Here is a 21,568-nt window from a genome sequence, read left to right on the forward strand (position 1 = left end):
AAAGCCCCGCACGGCTCATGCTGTGCGGGGCTTCTCTGTGGGCGATACCGGACTCGAACCGATGACCTCTTCCGTGTGAAGGAAGCGCGCTACCAACTGCGCCAATCGCCCCTGACCCAGGGGGTCGAGAAACGATACTACCGGACGGCGGACGGCCCGGTTGACCACTTCCGGGGACACGCGCGAGATTCGTGTCGGGTTTGGCGAGCGGGCGATCTTCGGCTAATGTTTCATGAGTGCCCGGGACAACCGGGAACGAAATGCGGATGTAGCGCAGTTGGTAGCGCACAACCTTGCCAAGGTTGGGGTCGCGAGTTCGAGTCTCGTCATCCGCTCGAGTGCAGGGGGTCTTCTTCGGAAGGCCCGCCGCACGTGGGGTCAATCCACACGGTGGCGTGGCCGAGCGGCTAGGCACCGGCCTGCAAAGCCGTTTACACGGGTTCGAATCCCGTCGCCACCTCACCGACAAATGAATAGCCTTTCTAGGCGCGATTGGCGCAGCGGTAGCGCGCTTCCCTGACACGGAAGAGGTCACTGGTTCGATCCCAGTATCGCGCACCACGAAACCCCCGGTTCCCCGGGGGTTTTTTGTTGCCTCACGGCGCCGCCCCCGCGGGGCGCGTCAGCGACGTCCGAACACGCGCCGGATGATGCGCACCCCGAGGAAGACGGCGGCGATCCAGGGCCCGGCGACGATGATCGGATCCATCCAGGTGTGGCGGACGTCCAGCCGGCCGCGTCCGAAGCGCGAGCTCACGGGACGGTGACGGGACTCCGCCAGCACGCCGGTCTGCGTGATCGGGTTGTCCGGGTGGCGCGTCGCCAGCGAACGCAGATGCGCGCCCACCGACTCGACCCGGTCGCCGACCACGAGAAGGAGCCAGCGGGTGTTCTTGGTCTCGCTGAGGTTGTCATAGGCGAACCGCCGGATCGCCCCCGAGAGCCCATGGAGGGGCTGGGCGGTGCCGAAGACGGGCGGCAGCATCCCGTGCTCGATCGAGCGCTCCCGCTCCTCGCCTCCGGGCTGCCGATCGGGCAGCGTCCAGTGCGCGCCGGTGTCGCCGATGTCGTCGCGCTGCTGCCAGGTACGGCGGTGCTCGGGGGCGGAGTCTGCGCCCCACCCGGGGATCCGCTCGCGCAGCTCGTCGGCGGTCGGGGCGAGCATCGGCTTGGTGGCCTCGTAGGGCATCGGTCAGTCCTCTCCGAACGTGATGACGGGCTTGATGCAGTCGTCGAGCTTCGACGAGAAGACGTGATAGGCCTCGCCGATGTGCTCGAGCGGGAAGCGGTGCGTCAGCAGCTCGCTGGGGCGCACGTGCCCGGCCTGGATGTGCTCCAGGAGGCGGGGCCACTGACGCTTGACCGGCGCCTGGTTGGCGCGCAGCGTCAGCCCCTTGTTCACGGCGTCGCCGAGGCGGACGGACGACACGAGCGGTCCGTAGGCGCCGACGAGCGAGACGGTTCCGCCCTTGCGCACGGAGTCGATCGCCCAGTTCGCGGCGACGGGGGAGCCGCCCTGGAGCTTCAGCTTGGCCCCGGTCACGTGCTGGAGCACCCCGCCGTCGGCCTCCGCACCCACGGCGTCGATCGCCACGTCGGCTCCCAGATGCCCGGTCGCGCGCTTGAGGGCGAGCACGATGTCGCCCTCCTCGTGGAGGTGCATCGTCTCGGCGTACGCGAAGTCCCGCGCCTTGGCGAGGCGGTAGTCGAGCTGGTCGATCACGATGACGCGACCTGCGCCGAGGAACCAGGCGGATCGCGCGGCGGCGAGACCCACAGGACCGGCGCCGAAGACCGCGACGGTGTCGCCCTCGGCGATCTCGCCCAGTTGCGCTCCGAAGTATCCGGTCGAGAAGGCGTCGGTCAGCATCAGCGCGTCCTCCGCCGAGAGCCACTCCGGGATCACGGAAGGACCGACGTCGGCGAAGGGCACCCGGACGAACTCCGCCTGACCGCCGTCGTAGCCGCCGGTCGTGTGCGAGTAACCGTAGATGCCGCCGACCGCCGTCGCGTTCGGATTCACGTTGTGGCAGTTGGAGAACAGGCCGCGGGAGCAGAAGTAGCAGGATCCGCAGTAGATGTTGAACGGGACCATCACCCGGTCCCCGACCGAGAGGTTCTGCACCGAGGGGCCGACCTCGTGCACGATGCCCACGATCTCGTGCCCGAACGTGTGGCCGATCCGCGTGTCCGGCATCATGCCGTGGTAGAGATGCAGGTCGGATCCGCAGACGGCGGCGTGCGTGACCCGCACGATCGCGTCGTTCGGATGCTCGATCTTCGGCTCCGGCTTCTCGGTCACCTGGATCTTGTACGGGCCGCGGTAGGTCATCGCGCGCATGCTGTGTCGGCTCCCTCGGTGCGTGATCGTTGGTCAGGCGCGGGCGGTCGGCGTTCCGTTCGCCGGGACGCGCGGTTCACGCCCGACGAAGATGCCCAGGAGCACCATGCCGACCGCGAGGCCGAGGTGCAGCCAGTTGTCGGCGTCGTTCACGGGGATGAAGTTGAGCTGCTCGTTGCCCACGGCGATCAGGCCGTAGAGCCAGACCACGAGGTAGGCGAGGCCGCCGATGATGAGGTACAGGCGCGACGCCCGGGGACGGGCGGCGAGGGCGATACCGGCGACGGCGAAGGCCAGGTGCACGAAGTTGTGCAGCACGGAGACCTGGAAGACGCCCAGAAGGTGCGCCTCGGAACCGGCTCCGGCGCCGTGGAGGTGCTCGGCGGAGTGGGTCACCCCGGGGATGAAGCCGGCGATGCCGACCAGCAGGAAAACGATTCCCACGATCAGGGCCGTCTTCTGGATGGGGGTGCCTGCGTAGCGGTGCGAGCGGGCGGTGTCGGTCATGGGTGCCTCCGAGTCGATAGGGCTGGGAGTTCCCGACGTTAGGGGCGCTGTGCAGTCGCTGAGAGGGCGTTGACGGATCGCCGTGAGCGGCGGTATGTTCCCGGCCCGCGGGTGCGCCCCTTCGGTGCCCGCGCCCGGCGGGGGCGACACGGCGGTCCCTTGTCAATCCCCTCGGTACGGTCGGTCGGCCTTCCTACCCTCGTGAGCGTCCGTCGACGAAGGGATGCAGTCATGAGCAGGACTCGATCGTGGTCCGAGGTCGCGCCGGGGGTCTTCCGGATCGGTGTCGCCGACGTCAACTGCTACCTGGTGCGCACGGCGGACGGCCTCACGCTCGTCGACGCGGGCCTGCCGAAGAGCTGGCGCACGCTCGAGGAGCTGCTCCTCCATCTCGGAGCCCGTCCGTCCGACATCGACGCGCTCGTCCTCACGCACGGACATTTCGATCACGTGGGCACGGCGCGGATGCTGGGCGGCCAGGGCGTCCCGGTGCTGGTCCATCCGCGCGACGCGCATCTGGCGCGGCATCCGTACAGCTACAAGCCGGCATCGCCGCGCCTCGCCTATCTCTTCGGGCACCCCCGCGGCATCCCGGTGATCACGAAGATGGCGTTCGCCGGTGCGCTCACGGTCCGCGGCGTGGATGCCGCCGGACGCGTCTATCACGGCCAGCCCGTCGACGCCCCGGGGGCGCCGATCGCCCTCTGGACGCCCGGCCACACCGCCGGACACTGCGCCTATCTGTTCGAGGAGACGGGAGTCCTGCTCTCCGGCGACGCGCTCGTCACGCTCGACCCCTACACGGGGGAGACGGGGCCGCAGATCGTCGCGAGCGCCGCAACCGCGGACAACGGCGAGGCGATGGCGGCCCTCGACGTCCTCGAGGAGAGCGGGGCCTCGCTGGTTCTGCCGGGTCACGGCGAGCCGTTCACGGCCGGCATCCGTGCGGCCGTCGACGGTGCCCGCCGGCGCGGCCCGCACTGACCGGCCGCGCCGGGCGAGGCGTTCCTCCTCGCCCGGATCCCTCCGCGGCGGTCAGCGCGCGGAGGGAGCGCTGCGGAGCGCCCGGGCGATTCGCAGCACCGCCTCTTCCAGGACCGGTCGGGGCATGGCGAACACGAAACGCGTGAACCCGACCGCCGCCAGACCGCAGGCCGCGCCGTCGGTCATCGCGACCCCCGCGTGCTCGCGGAACCAGGCGCCCAGGTCGCCCTCGAGCCCGGTGCGGCGGAAGTCGAGGAGCGCGATGTACGTACCCTCCGGCATCGTCACGCGCACGTCGGGCAGATGCTCGGCGACGAGCGCCCCCAGAAGCCGGCGGTTCCCATCCAGGTACGCCACGACGTCGTCGAGCCAGGCGGACCCGTCCGTGTAAGCCGCGACGTTGGACACCGCGCCGATCGTCGAGGTGCCGTGGCCGGTCCACATGCCTTCCCGCTCCCACCGCTCCTCGTCGTCGTCGTTCGAGAGGATGACCTGTGCGCACTTGAGGCCGGCGAGATTCCAGGCCTTGGAGGCGGAGGTGGCCGTGAGGGTGTGGTTCGCCGTCTCCGCGGACAGCGAGGCGTACGGGATGTGCTGCGCCGGGGCGTACACGATCGGAGCATGGATCTCGTCGGAGAACACCCGGCCGCCCGCGGCGGTGACGGTGGCCGCGATCCGCTCGAGCTCGGCGCGCGTCGCGACGGTTCCGAGCGGGTTGTGCGGGTTGCACAGCACGAGCAGCTCCCCGCCGTCGGCGAAGGCGGCGGCGACCGCCTCGTGGTCGAGGACCCAGCGGCCGTCCTGCTCGATGCTCGGCACCTCGATCACTCGCCGGCCGTGCATCGGCGGCACCATCAGGAACGGCATGTACGCGGGAGTGGGCACGATCACGGCCGCACCGGGCACGGTGTACTGCTCGATCGCGTATTCGAACGCGGCGATGACGTCCGGGACGTGTCTGACCCGTCTTGCCGGGATGTCCCAGCCGTAGTGCTCGGCGTACCACCGCGCCGCCGCGGTCGACAGCGCGTCCGCCAGGTGCTGCGGGAGGTATCCGGTCAGCCCCTGATCGAGGGCGCCGGCGATCGCGTCCTTGATCTCGGGGGCCACACCGAAATCCATCTCGGCCACGAAGGCCCCGATCACATCGGGGAATGCGGTCCACTTCACGCTTCCGGCCCGTCGCAGATCGGTCTCGGTGAGTGCGTCGAATCCGCCGTGGGGCATGCGTGGTCCTTCCGAGGAGAGGCAGGGGGTCAGTTCTCGATCGTACGGCGCTCGGCGGGGGCCAGGGTCCTCAGCGCCCGGCATCCGTGGTCCGCGGAGCGCGCTTCACCGCGTCGTACGCCGCCAGCGCCGCCCGGCGCGTCTCGGCGAGGTCGACGATCGGCGTGTGGGGCGCATCCGACGCCCATGCGGAGATGTACAGATTCTGCGGGTCGAACTTCTTCGCCTGCAGCTCGGGGTTGAAGATGCGGAAGTACGGAGCGGCGTCGGCCCCCGAGCCCGCCACCCACTGCCAGTTGAACGGGTTGTTGGCGCCGTCGGCGTCGACCAGGGTGTCCCAGAACCACTCCTCGCCGCGGCGCCAGTCGATGAGCAGGTTCTTCACGAGGAACGACGCGACGACCATCCGCACGCGGTTGTGCATGTACCCCGTGTGCCAGAGCTCGCGCATCCCGGCATCGACGAGCGGCACACCGGTCTCACCGCGCTGCCAGGCGCGGAGCCGCGACGGCTGCAGACGGGGCCACGGAAACGCGTCGAACTCGCGCCGGAGATTCCTCGTCGCCAGATCGGGGAAGTGGTACAGGGTGTGCCAGGCGAACTCCCGCCACCCGAGCTCCGAGAGGAAGCCGGCGCCCCGCTCGGTCCCCACGGCTTCGTGCCAGACGGTGAACGGGCTGATCTCGCCCCAGCGCAGACGCGGGGACAGCAGCGAGGTGGCGCCGGCCGACGGCTCGTCGCGCGCCCGGTCGTAGGAGGTCAGATCGTCCGTGAGGAACGAGCGCAGCCGTCGCCGCGCTGCGGGCTCTCCCGGCTCCCACGTGCCTCGGAGCCCGCCCGCCCAGTCCGGTCGCGTCGGCAGCAGATCCCAGTCGGCCAGGTCGTCGGAGGCCGGCACGACAGCGCCGCCGTCGATCTCCCGGGGTTCCGGTAGAGGTGCGCGCGGCGCCGGCAGCGCGAGGCACGCACGCCAGAACGGGCTGAACACCGAGAAGTGCGTTCCCGACCCGGTCGTCACGGTCCAGGGCTCATGGAGCAGGGAAGCGGCGAAGGAGGAGACCTCGACCCCGTCGGCGCGGAGGGCGGATTTCAGAGCGGCGTCGATGTCGCGCTCGGGGCCGCCGTACCGGCGATTCCAGAACACCGCGCCGGCACCGGCATCCGCCGCCAGTTCACGGACGACCCGCTCGGCCGGGCCTCGACGCAGGACGAGCCGTCCGCCGCGTTCCTCCACGCGCGTCCGCAGCGACACGAGGGAATGATGCAGCCACCAGCGCGCCGCGCCCCCGAGCGGGCGGATGCCGGCGGACTCCTCGTCGAGGACGTACACCGCGAGGATCGGCTCGCCGCGATCGATCGCCGCCCGCAAAGCCGGGTTGTCGGCGAGCCGGAGGTCGTCGCGGAACCACACGAGGGAGGGGGAGGCCATCGCCCCATTCTCGTCCGCACCCCCTCCGGAGGAGAAAGATCACCGCCGGGCTTGACTCCGTGCGCTCGAGGCGGTCGCCCACAGCGCCCAGACGATCAGCAGCGGCTGCAGGAACAGCCGACCGAACCGACGGGCGTCGGTATCGAGGCCGGGCGTGGAGCGGCGGGTACGCCACTGGTGGACGTTGCCCGGGAAGACGGCGGCGAAGAAGGCCGCGGTGGCCCAGCCCATCCGTCGGCGCTCCCGGGGCAGAGCGAGGAGCCCGGCCGCGAGCGCGATCTCCACCGCGCCGGAGGCGAGGACGATCGTCTCCTTGTCGAGCCGCGACAGGCGGGTGGCCCACTCCGGCACGACGACGCGGAATCCACGGGTCTGGACGAAGTGGAGGACGCCGATCGCGCCGAGCGCCAGGGCGAGCGCCCAGCGGGCGACGGTTCTGGTCATCCGCCCACGCTATCCGTGACGGACTGCTGGCACACTGGCTCCGTGACCGTCTTCCGCATCATCGTGCTCTTCGTGCTCGCCGCCGTCGCCGAGATCGGCGGCGCCTGGCTGATCTGGCAGGCGGTGAAGGAGGAGCGCGGGTGGCTCTTCGCGGTCGCCGGGATCATGGCGCTCGGTGCCTACGGCTTCATCGCCGCCCTGCAGCCCGATGCGAACTTCGGACGCGTGCTCGCCGCCTACGGCGGGATCTTCATCGCCGGGTCCCTGGTCTGGGGGATCATCGTGGACGGGTTCACCCCCACGCGCTGGGACTGGATCGGATCGGCCGTCGCCCTCGTCGGCGCGGCCATCATCATTCTCGCGCCGACGGCATCGCAGACCGGGGCGGACGTCGCCGCGTGACGGTCGGGAGGCGCCGGTCATGCGAGTAGCCTTGTCCGAGACCCAGATGGAGTGATTCAGTGCCTGACAACGCCCAGCCGACAGACGGCTTCGCCCTGTTCTCCGACCGATCCGTCGTCGCGATGCGCGTCAACGGGCAGCTGAAGGACCTCGCCACGACCGTGACCGACGCCGACGAGGTCGAGCCCGTCACGATCGACAGCCCCGACGGTCTCGGCATCCTGCGGCACTCGACCGCGCACGTGCTGGCGCAGGCCGTGCAGCGGATCAACCCGCAGGCCAACCTCGGCATCGGCCCGCCCATCACCGACGGCTTCTACTACGACTTCGGCGTCGATTCGCCCTTCACTCCGGAGGATCTGAAAGCGATCACCAAGGAGATGCAGCGCATCGTGCGGGAAGGCCAGCGCTTCGTCCGCCGCGTCGTGACCGATGACGAGGCCCGTGCCGAGTTGGCCGACGAACCCTTCAAGCTCGAGCTCATCGGACTCAAGGGTCCTTCGTCGGGCTCAGGAACGGTCGGCAAGGTCGAAGGCGCGTCCGTCGAGGTCGGAGAGGGCGAGCTCACGATCTACGACAACACCACGCGAGAGGGCGAGGTGGTCTGGAAGGACCTCTGCCGCGGGCCGCACCTGCCCAACACCCGCATGATCGGCAACGGGTGGGATCTCACCCGCATCGCCGCCGCCTACTGGCGCGGCAGCGAGAAGAACCCGCAGCTGCAGCGCATCTACGGCACGGCGTGGCCGTCGAAGGACGAGCTGCGCGCCTACCAGCACCGGCTCGAGGAGGCCGCCAAGCGCGACCACCGTCGCCTCGGCAAGGAGCTGGACCTCTTCTCCTTCCCTGAGGAGATCGGCTCCGGCCTCTCGGTCTGGCACCCGCGCGGCGGCGTCGTCCGGGGCGAGATGGAGCAGCACGCACGCAAGCGCCACATCGAGGGCGGCTACACCTACGTGTACACCCCGCACATCTCGAAGGAGGATCTGTTCCTCACCTCGAACCACCTGGTGACGTACAAGGAGGGCATGTTCCCCCCGATCGTCATGGACGAGGAGCGCGACGACGAGGGCAACGTCACCAAGCAGGGCCAGGACTACTACCTCAAGCCCATGAACTGCCCGATGCACATCCTGATCTACAAGGAGCGCGCCCGCAGTTATCGTGATCTGCCCCTGCGACTGGCGGAGAACGGCACGGTGTACCGCAACGAGCTCTCCGGCGCCCTGCACGGTCTCACCCGCGTGCGCGGATTCACGCAGGACGACTCGCACCTGTTCGTCACGCCCGATCAGCTGGAGGAGGAGGTCGGCAAGGTCCTCGAGTTCATCCTCTCGATGCTCCGCGATTTCGGCCTGAGCGACTTCGAGCTCGAGCTGTCGATGAAGGACGACGAGAAGTCCAAGTGGATCGGCTCCGACGAGTTCTGGGAGTCCTCCACCGACGCGCTGCGCCGGGTCGCGGTCGCCTCGGGGCTCAAGCTCACCGAGGTCCCCGGTGAGGCCGCGTTCTACGGCCCCAAGATCGACCTCAAGACCCGCGACGCGATCGGCCGCACCTGGCAGCTCTCGACCGTCCAGGTCGACCCGAACCTGCCTGAGCGCTTCGACCTCGAGTTCATGGACAAGGACGGCCAGAAGAAGCGGCCGATCATGATCCACCGTGCGCTCTTCGGCTCGATCGAGCGCTTCTTCGCGATCCTGCTCGAGCACTACGCCGGGGACTTTCCGGTGTGGCTCTCGCCGGTCCAGGTCGTGGGGATCCCCGTGGCGGACGACTTCGCCGACTACCTCGGCGAGGTCATCACCACCCTTCGCGACTCGGGGGTGCGAGCTGAGCTCGACACGTCCGACGATCGGATGCAGAAGAAGATCCGCACCCACACGACCGGCAAGGTGCCGCTGCTGCTGATCGCGGGGGAGAAGGACCGAGACGCCGGGACGGTCTCGTTCCGCTACCGCGACGGCACGCAGGAGAACGGCGTCCCGATCGAGACCGCCGTGCAGCGCATCCGCGCCGCCATCGACTCCCACGCCCTCGTGCAGACCGCCGGAGACCTCGCGTGACCTTCCCGCTCGCCGCACCGATCCCGAGGGCGGACGATGTCTGAGGTCGAGCACGCGGAGGACTTCGCGGGGGTCCCCGACGAGTTCCAGCGCCTGTGGACGCCCCATCGGATGGCCTACATCCAGGCGGGGCCGGAGCCGCTGCGGGAGGACTGCCCGTTCTGCGAGGCGCCGAAGCATCCGGACGCCGAGCGGCTCATCGTCGCGCGCGGCGAGACCGCCTACGTGCTGCTCAACCTGTTCCCGTACAACTCGGGGCATCTGCTCGTGTGCCCGTACCGCCACATCCCGACGTACGACCAGGCGACGGCCGAGGAGGTGGCTGAGATCGGTGCGCTCACGCAGACCGCGATGCGCGTGCTCAGCCAGGTGTCGCGCTGCGACGGCTTCAACCTCGGGATGAATCAGGGGGCGGTCGCCGGAGCCGGCGTCGATGCGCATCTGCACCAGCACGTGGTGCCGCGCTGGCGGTCGGACGCCAACTTCTTCCCGATCATCGCGAAGACGAAGGCTCTCCCGCAGCTCCTCGGAGAGGTGCGCGAGGCGGTCGCAGGCGCCTGGCCGAAGTAGCCTCCGGCCAGGCGGGCGGATTCAGCGCACCTGCCGCGCGGTGAACTGCATGCGCGGGTGGGCGTAGAACTCCTGCGCCTCGACGAGCTGCAGCTCGCGCTCACCGGAGTCCAGCGTGGCCTGCAGCAGGTCGTAGACGCTGGAGGCCGTGCGCTCCAGCGCTGTCTGTGCGCTGCCGGTCTCGACGTAGTGCGCGGTGAACAGGGCCGCGGTGACGTCGCCCGATCCGTTGGCCTTCATCGGGAGATGCGGGGTCTGCACGATCCACGCGCCTTCGTCGTCCACGGCCAGCATCTCGATGGTGCCCTCTTCGCGGTCCGGGCGCTCGACACTCGTGACGAGCACCGTGCGCGGGCCCATGGCGCGGGCGAGGTCGACGGAGGCGAGCGTCGACTCCAGCGTGTCGGGCTCGGTCTCGGTGAGGAAGCCGAGCTCGAACTGGTTCGGCGTGATGATGTCCGCGACCGGCACCACGCGCTCGCGGAGCAGGACCGGGATCGCGGGGGCGACGAAGCACCCCGACTTCGCGTTGCCCATCACCGGGTCGCAGGCGTACACCGCGCCGGGGTTGGCCGCCTTCACCCGCGTGACGGCGTCGATGATGACGTCGCCGATGCCCTCTCCGCCCTGGTAGCCGCTCAGGACGGCATCGATCTGCCCGAAGACGCCGCGGTCCTCGATCCCGGCGATGACCTCGCGGACATCGGACGGGTCGATCATCGGTCCGCGCCACGCTCCGTAGCCGGTGTGGTTCGAGAAGGTGACGGTGTACACGGGCAGCACCTCCACGCCGATGCGCTGCAGCGGGAACACCGCGGCGGAGTTGCCGACGTGGCCGTAGGCGACGGCCGACTGGACGGAGAGGATCTTCATCTCCCGATCCTTCTTTCTCTCTGGGCGGGCGGCTGCCCGCAGGGGGTCAGGGTCGCGCGGCGGCGAGGAGATCGGCGACGAACGCCGCGGCATCCGCATCGGACAGGTCGTGAACGGTGAGCCGGAGGTGCCGCGAGGTCTCGGAGCGATCGCCGAGGCCGAACTCGTCTCCCGTGCGGGCGAGCCAGCCGCGGCGCATCAGTCGCTCGGCGACGAGGCGGGCGGGCCGGGGGAGCTCGATCCAGAGACTGAGCCCGTCGGATGCCGGGGCGTCGAGGCCCTCGGCGCGCAGCCTCGCCGCGAAGGCCGCGTTGCGCTCCGCGTAGTGGGCGGCGGCGGACGCGATGGTGGCCGTCGCCTGCGGGTCGGTGAGCTGGGCGTGCGCGAGCCGCTGGAGGAGATGGCTCACCCAGGTCGTGCCGGGACTCAGGCGCATCGCCAGGCGCTTCTCGGTCTCGGCATCCGTCGCCGCGATCGCCAGGCACATGTCGGGTCCGAGGAACTTCGACACCGACCGCACGAGGGCGAACCTGCGATGGTCCGGCCCGATGAGCGACTCGTAGGGGCGCTGGGAGAGCAGGGAGAAGTGGTCGTCCTCGATGAGGAGGACGTAGGGATGCTCGGCCAGGACGGCACGCAGCGACGCGGCGCGCTCCGCGGTCAGGCTGGCGCCGGTGGGGTTCTGCGCCCGCGGGGTGCAGATCACGGCGCGCACGCCGGCGTTGAGCGCCGCCTGCAGGCCGGCGACCGTCATCCCCTGCTCGTCGACCGGGACGGGGACGGCGCGGTAGCCGCCGAGCCGGACCGTGTGGATGCTGGCGAGGAAGCACGGGTCCTCGAGGGCGACCGCGTCGTCGCGCATGAGGGCCTGAGCGAGAAGCCGTTCCACCGCGTCGACGGCACCGCTCGTGACGGTGATGCGGAAGTCGACCTCGCCGAGATCGTCGGCGATCCACCGTCGCGCCCACTCGTCGAGGGACCGGTCGATGACCGGTTCGCCGTAGAGCACCGGGCGTCCCGCCACGCGGGCGAGAGCAGGGGAGGGATCGGGGATGAGACCCGGGTCGGGGTTCCCGGTCCCGACGTCGCGGAGCACCGTGTCGGGCGCGTACCCCTCCTGCGCGACCGAGTCGACGCCGGCGATCGCGGTGCCGGCGCGGCCGCGTGACACAACGAGCCCCGCCTGGGCGAGCTGCCGATAGGCGGCGACCGCGGTGTTGCGGTTGACTCCGAGTGTGGCGGCGAGTTCGCGCACGGGCGGCAGGGCGTCTCCGGGGCGGAGCTCTCCGCGCTCGCGCAGAGCGCGCACGCTGTCGGCGATGTCCGCTGCGGTCGTTCCGGTGATCTGCGCGCTCATGTGTCCTCGTGTCGATTCTAGAACGTGCCGGACGATGCTACGGTTTGACATAGATCAAACTGGAGATCGATCCACCCGGAAGGAACGCCATGAACGAGCACGCCCCCACCACCGGATCCGCCCGCGTCAAGCGTGGTCTCGCCGAGATGCTCAAGGGCGGCGTGATCATGGACGTCGTCACGGCCGAACAGGCCAGGATCGCGGAAGACGCGGGGGCCGTGGCCGTCATGGCGCTCGAGCGCGTGCCTGCCGACATCCGGGCGCAGGGAGGCGTGTCGCGCATGAGCGACCCCGACATGATCGACAGCATCATCGACGCGGTCTCCATCCCGGTAATGGCGAAGGCCCGCATCGGTCACTTCGTCGAGGCGCAGGTCCTCCAGGAGCTCGGCGTCGACTACATCGACGAGTCGGAGGTGCTCTCGCCCGCCGACTACGTCAACCACATCGACAAGTGGGACTACACCGTGCCGTTCGTGTGCGGAGCGACGAACCTGGGTGAGGCGCTCCGCCGCATCAACGAGGGAGCGGCGATGATCCGGTCCAAGGGAGAGGCCGGGACCGGGGACGTCTCCGAGGCGACCAAGCACATCCGCAAGATCACCTCCGAGATCAACGTGCTCCGCTCCATGACGAAGGACGAGCTCTACGTCGCGGCGAAGGAGCTGCAGGCGCCGTACGAACTGGTGGCCGAGGTCGCCGCGACCGGGGCGCTCCCCGTCGTGCTGTTCGTGGCCGGCGGAGTCGCCACCCCCGCCGACGCCGCGATGATGATGCAGATGGGGGCGGACGGGGTGTTCGTCGGCTCCGGCATCTTCAAGTCCGGGAACCCCGCGGAGCGCGCGGCCGCCATCGTCAAGGCCACGACGTTCTTCGACGATGCGAAGGTCATCGCCGAGGTGTCCCGGGGGCTCGGGGAGGCGATGGTCGGCATCAACGTCTCCGACCTCCCGGCTCCGCACCGGCTCTCCGAACGTGGCTGGTAGGCCGCGGGTCGGCGTCCTGGCGCTTCAGGGAGACGTGCGCGAGCACGTCGCGCTGCTGGAGCGGCTGGGGGCCGAGGTGCGACGGGTACGACGTCCGGGCGAGGTCGACGAGATCGACGGCCTCGTCCTGCCCGGCGGCGAGTCGAGCGTGATCGACAAGCTGTCCCGGTCGTTCGGGCTGCAGGAGCCGCTGCGCGCGCGGATCCGCTCGGGGATGCCGGTCTACGGCACCTGCGCGGGCCTCATCCTCCTCGCCGACACGGTGCTCGACGGCCTCGCGGGTCAGCAGTCGTTCGGCGGCATGGACGTCGCGGTGCGTCGCAATGCGTTCGGCCGGCAGACGGAGTCGTTCGAGATCGCGTTGGACGTCCCGGTGCTCGGGCCGGCTCCCGTGCACGCGACCTTCATCCGGGCGCCGATCGTGGATCGGGTCGGACCGGGAGTCGACGTGCTGGCCTCGCTGCCCGACGGCGCCGTCGTCGCGGTGGAGCAGGGCGCTCTGCTCGGCACGAGCTTCCATCCGGAGATGGACGGCGAGCCGCGCTTCCATGCGCGGTTCCTCGACCGCGTGCGCGCCTTCGTCGGCGCCTAGACCAGCGATCGGATCGCCTCCACGGCGCGCTCGACGTCGGAGCCGGTGGTGGCCCACGACGACATCGAGCAGCGCAGCGCCGCATGACCGCGCCACTCGGCGCCGGTGACCGCGGCCGTCCCCTCCCGGAGGATCGCCTCCCCGAGGGTGCGCGTCGCCTCGTCCGAGCGCAGTCGGAACATCACCTGCGTGTAGACGACGTCGTTCAGCACCTGCACGCCGTCGATGGACGCCAACCCGGTCGCCATGACGAGCGCGTGGGCGTGGAGGCGGTCGACGAGATCCGCGACGCCCACTCTGCCGAGGCTGCGCAGCGCCGCCCAGGCCGGCACGCCGCGGGCTCGGCGCGACAGTTCCGGCGTCACGTCCCAGGGGTCGAGACCCGAGTAGATGAGGTAGTCGCCACCGGTGCGGAACGCCGCGATCGAGTGGGCCGGATCCCGCACGATCGCCATGCCGCAGTCGTAGGGGACGTTGAGCGTCTTGTGGGCGTCGGTCGCCCAGGAGTCGGCGGCGTGCACTCCCGAGGTCAGAGCACGAAGGGACGGCGACGCGGCCGCCCAGAGCCCGAAGGCGCCGTCGACGTGCACCCAGGCGTCGTGGCGATGGGCGAGCGGGATCAGCGCGTCGAAGTCGTCGAACGCGCCCGTGTGCACCTCGCCCGCCTGCAGGCAGACGATGAGGGGCCCGGAACCGCGTTCCAGGGCCCGGTCGAGGGCGTCCTCGCGCATCCGCCCCTGGTCGTCCGCCTCGATCACGGTGATCTCCGTCCTGCCGATCCCGAGGAACCGTGCCGCGCGATCGATCGAGCCGTGCCGGTCGGCGCCGACGACGAGGCGCAGGGGAGGAGCGTCACGGAGTCCGCGCTCCGGAAGGTCCCAGCCCACGCGGGCGAGGACGGCCTGCCGCGCCGCGGCGAGACAGGCGAAGTTGGCGACCTGGCCGCCGGTGACGAAGCCCACGCTCGCCGACGGCGGAAGTCCGAAAAGGTCGAGCATCCATCGACCGGCGACCCGCTCCATCGCGACGGTGGCCGGCGTCAGCAGGGAGGACCCCGAGTTCTGGTCCCAGGCGGACACGAGCCAGTCAGCCGCCAGCGCGGCGGGATGGGTACCGCCGATCACGAACCCGAAGAACCGCCCGCCGGGGATCGCGACCAGTCCGGGCCCCGCTCGGTCCGCCATCTCGTCGACGACGGACGCCGGGTCGGGGCCGTGATCCCCGAGCGGTCGGCCGAACGCTTCCAGCATGTCGTCCAGGCTCGCGCGCGGCCACACCGGCCGATCGTCGAGAGTCCCGAGGAACTCCCTCGCGCGGCGGTGCGCAGCGTCGAGAGCACGCTCCCGATCGTCCATGGCGGCAGTCTCCCACTCCGGGACGGGGCCGACAAGGCGATCTCCGTCGGCGACGGTCGCCCGTGGGTAGAATGGACGACGCGCTGGACGCGGTTCCGGTGCGCGACGACGAGCGGAGAGTTATGTCCGGGCATTCCAAGTGGGCGACGACCAAGCACAAGAAGGCCGTCATCGACGCGCGGCGCGCGAAGTCATGGGCCAAGCTCATCAAGAACATCGAGGTGGCGGCGAAGCTCGGCGGCCCCGACCTCCAGGGCAACCCCACCCTCTTCGACGCGGTGCAGAAGGCGAAGAAGACCTCCGTCCCCAAGGACAACATCGACCGCGCGGTCAAGCGCGGCGCGGGCATCGGCGGCGAGGCCGTCGAGTACACCTCGATCATGTACGAAGGGTACGGACCCAACGGCGTGGCGCTCATGATCGAGTGTCTGACCGACAACAAGAACCGCGCCGCCGCCGAGGTGCGCACCGCGCTCAGCCGCAACGGCGGGACGCTCGCCGACCCGGGGAGCGTCGCCTACAACTTCTCCCGCAAGGGCGTGATCGTGGTCGGCTCCGAAGGCACGACCGAGGACGACGTCATGATGGCGGCGCTCGAGGCGGGTGCCGAGGAGATCGAGCCGCACGCCGAGGGCTTCGAAGTCATCACCGAGGCATCCGATCTGGTCGCCGTGCGCAGCGCGCTGCAGGATGCCGGCATCGACTACGAGTCCGCGGACGTGGAGTTCGTGCCGAACCTCAAGGTCGAGATCGACGCCGACACGGCCCGAAAGATCTTCCGGCTCATCGACGCCCTCGAAGACAGCGAGGACGTGCAGAACGTCTTCACGAACTTCGACCTCACGGCCGAGGTGCAGGCGGAGCTCGAGAACGACGACGCCTAGGCGCGCCACCCGCGCGTACCGCCCGGCCGTGCGTAGCCTGGGCGGGTGACCTCGACCTCCCTGCGCGTGCTCGGCATCGATCCCGGACTGACCCGGTGCGGTGTCGGCATCGTCGACGTCGACCGGTCCCGCCGCGGCACCCTGGTGCATGTCGGCGTCATCCGATCGTCGCCCGACGCTCCGATCGGCGATCGCCTCGCCGTCGTCGCCGCCGGCATCCGAGATGCGATCGCGACGTTCCAGCCGCAGGCCGTGGCCGTCGAGCGCGTCTTCGCCCAGCAGAACAGCCACACGGTGATGGGCACGGCCCAGGCGAGCGGAGTCGCCCTGCTGCTCGCCGCCGAGGCCGGCATCCCGGCGGAGACCCACACCCCCAGCGAAGTGAAGGCGGCGGTCACCGGGTACGGATCCGCCGACAAGCGGCAGGTGCAGTCCATGATCGCGCGGATCCTGCGCCTCGACGCCCCGCCCCAGCCGGCGGACGCCGCGGACGCGCTCGCGATCGCCCTATGCCATGCCTGGCGTCGGGGAGGCGCGACGGTCTCCGCCGGAGGGGCGCTGACCCCGGCGCAGAAGGCCTGGTCGGACGCGGAGCGTGTCGCTCGAACATATCTACGATCGCGCGCATAGGCTAGGAGGATGATCTCCTCGCTCCATGGTGTCGTCGCGCACACGACGGCCGATCAGGTCGTGATCGACGTCGGCGGCGTGGGTTTCTCCGTCGCCGTCCCCGCCGATGTCGCGCACACCGCGACGGTCGGCGAGCAGCTGCGGCTGCACACGAGCCTCATCGTCCGCGAGGACGCGCTCGCGCTCTTCGGGTTCGCCGAGCGCGAGGAGCTGGAGGTGTTCGGGCTGCTCATCAGCGTCACGGGCGTGGGGCCGAAGTCCGCCCTCGGGGTGCTCTCGCATCTCACGGTCGACCAGATCGCCGAGGCGGTCACCGCAGAGGACGACGCGCCGTTCCGGCGCGTCTCCGGCATCGGTCCCAAGACCGCCAAGCTCATCGTCGTCCAGCTGGCGGGCAAGGTGCGGCCGCGTGCCGCGGCGTCACCGGCGCCCGCGGCCGGCGGCGGCGTGGTCGACCAGGTGACGGCGGCGCTCGTGGGCCTCGGATGGTCGGAGAAGGTCGCGGCGGAGGCCGCGGCGCAGACGGCCGACGAAGCGTCCGACGCCGAGCGCGGGTCGGTGGCCGCCCTCCTCCGACGCACGCTCGCGCTGCTGGGACCGGCTCGTGTCTGAGGCCCTCGACGCCACCGAGCCCGTCGACGAGACCGAGCTCGCCATCGAAGGCGCCCTGCGCCCGGCGAGCCTCGGGGAGTTCGTCGGACAGCAGAAGGTGCGCGGACAGCTCCAGCTCCTGCTCGAGGCGGCGCGCATCCAGGGCCGCCCCGCCGACCACATCCTCCTCGCAGGCCCTCCCGGACTCGGCAAGACCACGCTGGCCATGATCGTCGCGCACGAGAGCGACCGTCCGCTCCGCCTGTCGAGCGGCCCCGCCATCCAGCACGCCGGCGACCTGGCCGCCCTGCTGTCCAGCCTGGTGCCCGGCGAGGTGCTCTTCATCGACGAGATCCACCGCATGGCGCGCTCCGCCGAGGAGATGCTGTACCTCGCCATGGAGGACTTCCGCATCGACATCATGGTGGGCAAGGGTGCCGGCGCGACCAGCATCCCCCTCGAACTGGCGCCGTTCACCCTGGTGGGCGCGACCACCCGGTCGGGCCTGCTGCCCAACCCGCTCCGCGACCGGTTCGGCTTCACAGGCCATCTCGAGTTCTATGAGGAGCACGAGCTGGAGCAGGTCATCGCCCGCTCGGCCGCGGTGCTCGGGGTGGGCCTGCCCGAGGACTCGCTGGCGGAGATCGCGCGCCGCTCGCGCGGCACACCCCGCATCGCCAACCGGCTGCTCCGCCGGGTCCGCGACTACGCCCTGGTGCACGGCGGGGGAGCGGCGACGCTTTCCGACGTCCGCGCCGCGCTCGAGCTCTACGACGTCGACCCCATCGGTCTCGACCGGCTCGACCGCGCCGTGCTCGACGCGCTGGTCCGCCGGTTCCGCGGCGGTCCGGTCGGCTTGAGCACCCTGGCCGTCGCCGTGGGCGAGGAGGCGGAGACCGTCGAGAGCGTCGTCGAGCCCTACCTGGTGCGCATCGGCTTCCTGGGGCGCACCCCCCGAGGACGCGTCGCGATGCCCGAGGCCTATGCGCATCTCGGCATCCCGCACGCAGACGGGACGCTTCGCCTCGATGACCTATAATCGCTGAAGACTTCCCGAACTCTGTGCGCCCAAAGGCTGGTGCGTGCACCCAGAAAGGCGCTTCCCCATGCCCATGGAATTCCTGCTCTTCGGCCTGCTGGCCGTTCTCCTCGTCTTCATGATCTTCAACACGCGCAAGCGCACGAAGCAGCTGAAGGCCGAGCAGGAGGAGAAGGCCTCCAAGACCGTTCCGGGCGTGCGCGTGCTGCTGCAGGGCGGCATCTACGGCACGATCGTGTCGTACGACCCCGAGGACCTGGACCACCCCGCGCAGGTCGAGGTCGCTCCCGGCGTCGTGATCGAGGTCCACAGCCAGGCGATCCTCCGCATCGTCGAGCCGCAGGGCGTCGTCGCCGACGACCTCGCGGTCGAGGAGACCGACGTCGTCGACGAAGCCGCTCCGGCCGTCGAGACCCCGGAGGAGACGCGGGCGCGTCTCGACCGCGAGGCCGACGACAAGCAGTAAGCGGGCCTTGCCCGTCCCTCGGATATCCGGCCTCGCAGAAAGCTGAAAACACGTGGCTTCATCTTCTCCGGTCCGTCACGCGTGGCGGGTCCTCCTCGGCCTGCTCATCGTGACCGCGGTGCTCTTCGGGATCAACGCCGTGGGCGTGTACGTCTTCCAGAAGAGCTCCTGGACTCCTGAGCTCGCCCTCGACCTCCAGGGCGGCACGCAGATCGTCCTGAGCGCCGAGACCGAGGATGGCGCCGCTCCCTCGCAGGAGCAGCTCGACCAGGCCGCGTCGATCATCCGCCAGCGCGTCGACGCCTCCGGCGTCGCCGAGGCGGACATCACGACCGAGGGCGGACAGAACATCGTCGTCCAGATCCCCGGCGTCGCCGACGAGCAGACCCGCGAGCGGATCACCAGCAGCGCGCAGCTCCAGTTCCGCGCCGTCCTGGCGACCGACACCGCGGCCAACTCGTTCGTCGGGGAGGACGGGAACGAGACGCCGTACCCGAGCCCCGACCCCTCGCTCGAGGCGACGCCCACGGCGACGCCCACCGACGGCAGCGACCTCAGCTGGGTCACGCCGGCGCTGCAGGCCGAGTTCCTCGCCTACGACTGCGCGAACCCCGAGAACAACGCGGCGCAGGCATCCGCCGAGGAACCGATCGTCGCGTGCGACGAGACCGGCACGGCGAAGTTCATCCTGGGCCCGGCCGAGCTCGACGGCACGGCGATCGACGACGCCACCAGCGGACGCGACCCCCAGTCGGGCGCCTGGCTCGTGCAGCTCACGATGAACCCGGCGGGTGCCGACGCCTTCGGCAAGGTGAGCACGCGGCTCAACCAGAACCGCATCGACGGCCTGAGCCCGCGCGACCAGTTCGCCTTCGTGCTCGACGGGGCCGTCATCTCCGCGCCCCGCATGAACGGCGTCATCCTCGACGGACGCCCGAGCATCTCGGGCAGCTTCACGCAGGAGAGCGCGACGACGCTGGCCGACCAGCTGAAGTACGGCGCGCTGCCGCTCAGCTTCATCGTGCAGAGCTCCGACACGATCTCGGCGACACTCGGCACCCAGCAGCTGCAGATCGGCCTCATCACCGGCCTCATCGGTCTGATCCTGGTCGCGATCTACTCGCTGACGGTCTACCGTGCCCTGGGGTCGGTGATCATCGCGTCCATCGCGGTGATGGCCGTCCTCACGTACATCGTGATCTGCATCCTGGCCTGGCGACTCGGCTTCCGCCTCTCGCTCGCCGGCGTCGCGGGTCTCATCGTCTCGATCGGGTTCACGGCCGACTCGTTCATCGTGTACTTCGAGCGAATAAGGGACGAGCTGCGCGACGGCAAGTCGATCACCTCGGCCGTCGAGGACGGCTGGGGGCGCGCGAAGCGGACGATCTACATCTCGAAGTCGATCAACATCCTGGCCGCCGTGGTGCTCTACATCCTGGCCGACTCGACGGTGAAGGGCTTCGCGTTCACGCTCGGCCTCACGACCCTGATCGACGTACTGATCTTCGTCATCTTCACGCACCCCGTCATGCAGCTGCTCGCGCGCACCCGCTTCTTCGGCGGGGGCCACAAGCTGTCCGGCCTCGACCCCGAGGCGCTCGGCGCGGTCTACCGCAGCCGCTCCCAGTTCCGCACGGTGGCGACGAGCTCCGCCGGACGAGGGGCTAGGAACACCCGCTCGCGCGGCGAGGCCGAGCGCCGCCAGACCATCGCAGAGCGCAAGCGGGCCGAGGCCCTCGCGAACGAGAGATCGGCGCACGCCGGAAGTGAGGGAGACGCCTGATGCCTTCCATGAATGAGTTCGGCAACAACCTGTACACGGGGAAGACCTCCTTCCCGTTCGTCGCGAAGCGGCGCCTTTGGTTCATCATCGCCATCGTGCTGGTCGTGGGGTCGGCCCTGGTGCCGCTGATCCGACCGATCCAGTTCTCTATCGAGTTCACCGGCGGATCGCAGTTCACGGTGCAGGGCCCGGACAGCACCGATCAGGCCATCGCGACCGACGCGGTCCAGTCGGTCGTCGCCGGCGCCGCGACCAAGGTCGTCATCGTCAGCGACACGGATGTGCGCGTGCAGACCGACCAGATGAGCGCCGACGAGACGCAGCAGGTCGCGAACGCCCTCGCGGACGCCTACGGTGTGGAGCCCGACAGCGTCACCTCCTCCTTCATCGGCCCCGCCTGGGGAGAGAACGTCACCCGGCAGTCCCTCTGGGGTCTCGCCATCTTCCTCGCGCTGACGTTCCTGATCCTCGCGATCTACTTCCGCACGTGGAAGATGTCCGCGGCCGCCATCATCGGCCTGCTCGACGTGCTCGTGATCACCGTCGGTGTCTACGCGCTGGCCGGATTCGAGATCTCCCCGGCCGCCGTGATCGGCTTCCTGACGATCCTCGCGTACTCGCTGTACGACACCACGGTCGTCTTCGACAAGATCCGCGAGAACACGAGCGAGGACGGCGAGAAATCCGCCCGGCTGTTCGGCGAGTCCGTCAACCTCGCCGTGAACCAGACGCTCGTCCGTTCGATCAACACCTCGGTGGTGGCCGCTCTGCCGGTCGGTGCGATCCTCTTCATCGGGTCGTTCTGGCTGGGCGCCGAGACGCTGACCGACATCTCGCTGTCGATCTTCGTCGGCATCCTCGTCGCGACGTACTCGACGCTGTTCGTGGCGGCGCCGCTGTACTCGCTCTTCCGCGAGAACGAACCGCAGATCCGCGAGCGCGACGCCCGGATCCGCGAGGCGCGTTCCCGCGCCGCGGTCGAGGCCTGACACAGGTCGTGCGGGACGGAGCCGACGCCCGTCCCGCACGCGTAGGATGTTCT

General features: G+C 70.0%; 22 protein-coding genes and 4 tRNA genes. 16 read left to right on the plus strand and 10 right to left on the minus strand.

From position 1 onward, the window contains the following. Positions 1–38 precede the first annotated feature (38 nt). Positions 39–111, minus strand: a tRNA-Val gene (locus tag AB3M82_RS00460). Between the two features lie 151 nt (positions 112–262). Here AB3M82_RS00460 and AB3M82_RS00465 point away from each other — a divergent pair. From AB3M82_RS00465 to AB3M82_RS00475, 3 genes are all read left to right on the plus strand, one after another. Beyond that, positions 263–335 (plus strand) — tRNA-Gly (locus AB3M82_RS00465). Positions 336–389: 54 nt separating this feature from the next. Beyond that, a tRNA-Cys gene (locus AB3M82_RS00470) sits at positions 390–460 on the plus strand. A 26-nt stretch (positions 461–486) separates the two neighbouring features. Further along, positions 487–561 (plus strand) — tRNA-Val (locus AB3M82_RS00475). A gap of 61 nt (positions 562–622) precedes the next feature. Here the strand turns inward: AB3M82_RS00475 and AB3M82_RS00480 are convergent. From AB3M82_RS00480 to AB3M82_RS00490, 3 genes are read right to left on the minus strand one after another with little or no spacing between them, the layout of a single operon-like run. Continuing rightward, complete coding sequence (locus AB3M82_RS00480; RefSeq protein ID WP_412954732.1) at positions 623–1,189, minus strand: hypothetical protein; 567 nt, start codon at positions 1,187–1,189, stop codon at positions 623–625. A gap of 3 nt (positions 1,190–1,192) precedes the next feature. Then, positions 1,193–2,341, minus strand: coding sequence for a zinc-dependent alcohol dehydrogenase (locus AB3M82_RS00485; RefSeq protein ID WP_412954734.1), 1,149 nt, complete (start codon positions 2,339–2,341; stop codon positions 1,193–1,195). 33 nt (positions 2,342–2,374) lie between these two features. Beyond that, positions 2,375–2,848: a DUF4383 domain-containing protein gene (locus AB3M82_RS00490; RefSeq protein WP_412954736.1), complete on the minus strand. Its 474-nt coding sequence runs from the start codon at positions 2,846–2,848 to the stop codon at positions 2,375–2,377. Positions 2,849–3,079: 231 nt separating this feature from the next. Between AB3M82_RS00490 and AB3M82_RS00495 the strand changes: the two genes are divergently transcribed. Then, positions 3,080–3,832 (plus strand): MBL fold metallo-hydrolase, encoded by a 753-nt coding sequence (locus AB3M82_RS00495; protein ID WP_412954738.1) that lies wholly within the window; start codon positions 3,080–3,082, stop codon positions 3,830–3,832. 51 nt (positions 3,833–3,883) lie between these two features. Here the strand turns inward: AB3M82_RS00495 and AB3M82_RS00500 are convergent, their stop codons facing one another. The 3 genes from AB3M82_RS00500 to AB3M82_RS00510 all read right to left on the minus strand — a co-directional run bounded on the left by AB3M82_RS00500 (position 3,884) and on the right by AB3M82_RS00510 (position 6,932). Next, positions 3,884–5,059, minus strand: a complete 1,176-nt coding sequence (locus AB3M82_RS00500) for a MalY/PatB family protein (protein WP_412954741.1) — start codon at positions 5,057–5,059, stop codon at positions 3,884–3,886. A gap of 70 nt (positions 5,060–5,129) precedes the next feature. Next, the gene (locus AB3M82_RS00505) at positions 5,130–6,488 is read right to left on the minus strand and encodes a cryptochrome/photolyase family protein (protein ID WP_412954743.1); all 1,359 of its coding nucleotides are present in this window, start codon (positions 6,486–6,488) and stop codon (positions 5,130–5,132) included. Positions 6,489–6,527: 39 nt separating this feature from the next. Continuing rightward, entirely contained in the window at positions 6,528–6,932 is a 405-nt protein-coding gene (locus AB3M82_RS00510; RefSeq protein WP_412954745.1) for a DoxX family protein, read from the minus strand. Between the two features lie 42 nt (positions 6,933–6,974). Between AB3M82_RS00510 and AB3M82_RS00515 the strand changes: the two genes are divergently transcribed. From AB3M82_RS00515 to AB3M82_RS00525, 3 genes are all read left to right on the plus strand, one after another. Then, positions 6,975–7,334: a YnfA family protein gene (locus AB3M82_RS00515; RefSeq protein WP_412954748.1), complete on the plus strand. Its 360-nt coding sequence runs from the start codon at positions 6,975–6,977 to the stop codon at positions 7,332–7,334. Positions 7,335–7,456: 122 nt separating this feature from the next. After that, positions 7,457–9,400, plus strand: a complete 1,944-nt coding sequence (thrS, locus tag AB3M82_RS00520; RefSeq protein WP_412957973.1) for a threonine--tRNA ligase — start codon at positions 7,457–7,459, stop codon at positions 9,398–9,400. Positions 9,401–9,436: 36 nt separating this feature from the next. Next, a complete protein-coding gene (locus AB3M82_RS00525; RefSeq protein ID WP_412954751.1) occupies positions 9,437–9,970 on the plus strand; it encodes an HIT family protein in 534 nt (177 codons plus the stop codon). A 21-nt stretch (positions 9,971–9,991) separates the two neighbouring features. Here the strand turns inward: AB3M82_RS00525 and pdxY are convergent, their stop codons facing one another. Further along, the gene (pdxY, locus tag AB3M82_RS00530; RefSeq protein WP_412954753.1) at positions 9,992–10,843 is read right to left on the minus strand and encodes a pyridoxal kinase PdxY; all 852 of its coding nucleotides are present in this window, start codon (positions 10,841–10,843) and stop codon (positions 9,992–9,994) included. A gap of 46 nt (positions 10,844–10,889) precedes the next feature. Further along, a complete protein-coding gene (locus tag AB3M82_RS00535; RefSeq protein WP_412954755.1) occupies positions 10,890–12,200 on the minus strand; it encodes an aminotransferase class I/II-fold pyridoxal phosphate-dependent enzyme in 1,311 nt (436 codons plus the stop codon). An 89-nt stretch (positions 12,201–12,289) separates the two neighbouring features. On the opposite strand from AB3M82_RS00535, the gene pdxS reads away from it, so the two are divergent. After that, entirely contained in the window at positions 12,290–13,186 is an 897-nt protein-coding gene (gene pdxS, locus AB3M82_RS00540) for a pyridoxal 5'-phosphate synthase lyase subunit PdxS (protein WP_412954756.1), read from the plus strand. Next, complete coding sequence (pdxT, locus tag AB3M82_RS00545; RefSeq protein WP_412954759.1) at positions 13,176–13,778, plus strand: pyridoxal 5'-phosphate synthase glutaminase subunit PdxT; 603 nt, start codon at positions 13,176–13,178, stop codon at positions 13,776–13,778. Before pdxS ends, pdxT begins: the two co-directional genes overlap by 11 nt. Here pdxT and AB3M82_RS00550 read toward each other — a convergent pair. Continuing rightward, entirely contained in the window at positions 13,775–15,133 is a 1,359-nt protein-coding gene (locus AB3M82_RS00550) for a pyridoxal phosphate-dependent decarboxylase family protein (protein ID WP_412954762.1), read from the minus strand. The two genes, pdxT and AB3M82_RS00550, sit on opposite strands and share 4 nt — an antisense overlap. A gap of 122 nt (positions 15,134–15,255) precedes the next feature. Here AB3M82_RS00550 and AB3M82_RS00555 point away from each other — a divergent pair, with 122 nt between their 5' ends. The 7 genes from AB3M82_RS00555 (at position 15,256) to secF (ending at position 21,515) form a co-directional block, all read left to right on the plus strand. Continuing rightward, entirely contained in the window at positions 15,256–16,017 is a 762-nt protein-coding gene (locus AB3M82_RS00555; protein WP_412957974.1) for a YebC/PmpR family DNA-binding transcriptional regulator, read from the plus strand. A gap of 45 nt (positions 16,018–16,062) precedes the next feature. After that, complete coding sequence (gene ruvC, locus AB3M82_RS00560) at positions 16,063–16,647, plus strand: crossover junction endodeoxyribonuclease RuvC (protein ID WP_412954765.1); 585 nt, start codon at positions 16,063–16,065, stop codon at positions 16,645–16,647. 9 nt (positions 16,648–16,656) lie between these two features. Next, positions 16,657–17,259, plus strand: coding sequence for a Holliday junction branch migration protein RuvA (gene ruvA / locus AB3M82_RS00565; RefSeq protein ID WP_412954767.1), 603 nt, complete (start codon positions 16,657–16,659; stop codon positions 17,257–17,259). Next, complete coding sequence (gene ruvB / locus AB3M82_RS00570) at positions 17,252–18,277, plus strand: Holliday junction branch migration DNA helicase RuvB (RefSeq protein ID WP_412954769.1); 1,026 nt, start codon at positions 17,252–17,254, stop codon at positions 18,275–18,277. Before ruvA ends, ruvB begins: the two co-directional genes overlap by 8 nt. A 67-nt stretch (positions 18,278–18,344) precedes the next feature. Next, entirely contained in the window at positions 18,345–18,743 is a 399-nt protein-coding gene (locus AB3M82_RS00575; protein WP_412954772.1) for a preprotein translocase subunit YajC, read from the plus strand. A gap of 52 nt (positions 18,744–18,795) precedes the next feature. After that, positions 18,796–20,526, plus strand: coding sequence for a protein translocase subunit SecD (secD, locus tag AB3M82_RS00580; RefSeq protein WP_412954775.1), 1,731 nt, complete (start codon positions 18,796–18,798; stop codon positions 20,524–20,526). Then, a complete protein-coding gene (secF, locus tag AB3M82_RS00585) occupies positions 20,526–21,515 on the plus strand; it encodes a protein translocase subunit SecF (protein ID WP_412954778.1) in 990 nt (329 codons plus the stop codon). Before secD ends, secF begins: the two co-directional genes overlap by 1 nt. The last annotated feature ends 53 nt before the right edge of the window (positions 21,516–21,568 follow it).

The sequence above is a fragment of the Microbacterium californiense genome (assembly GCF_047246625.1).
Classification (GTDB): Bacteria; Actinomycetota; Actinomycetes; order Actinomycetales; family Microbacteriaceae; genus Microbacterium.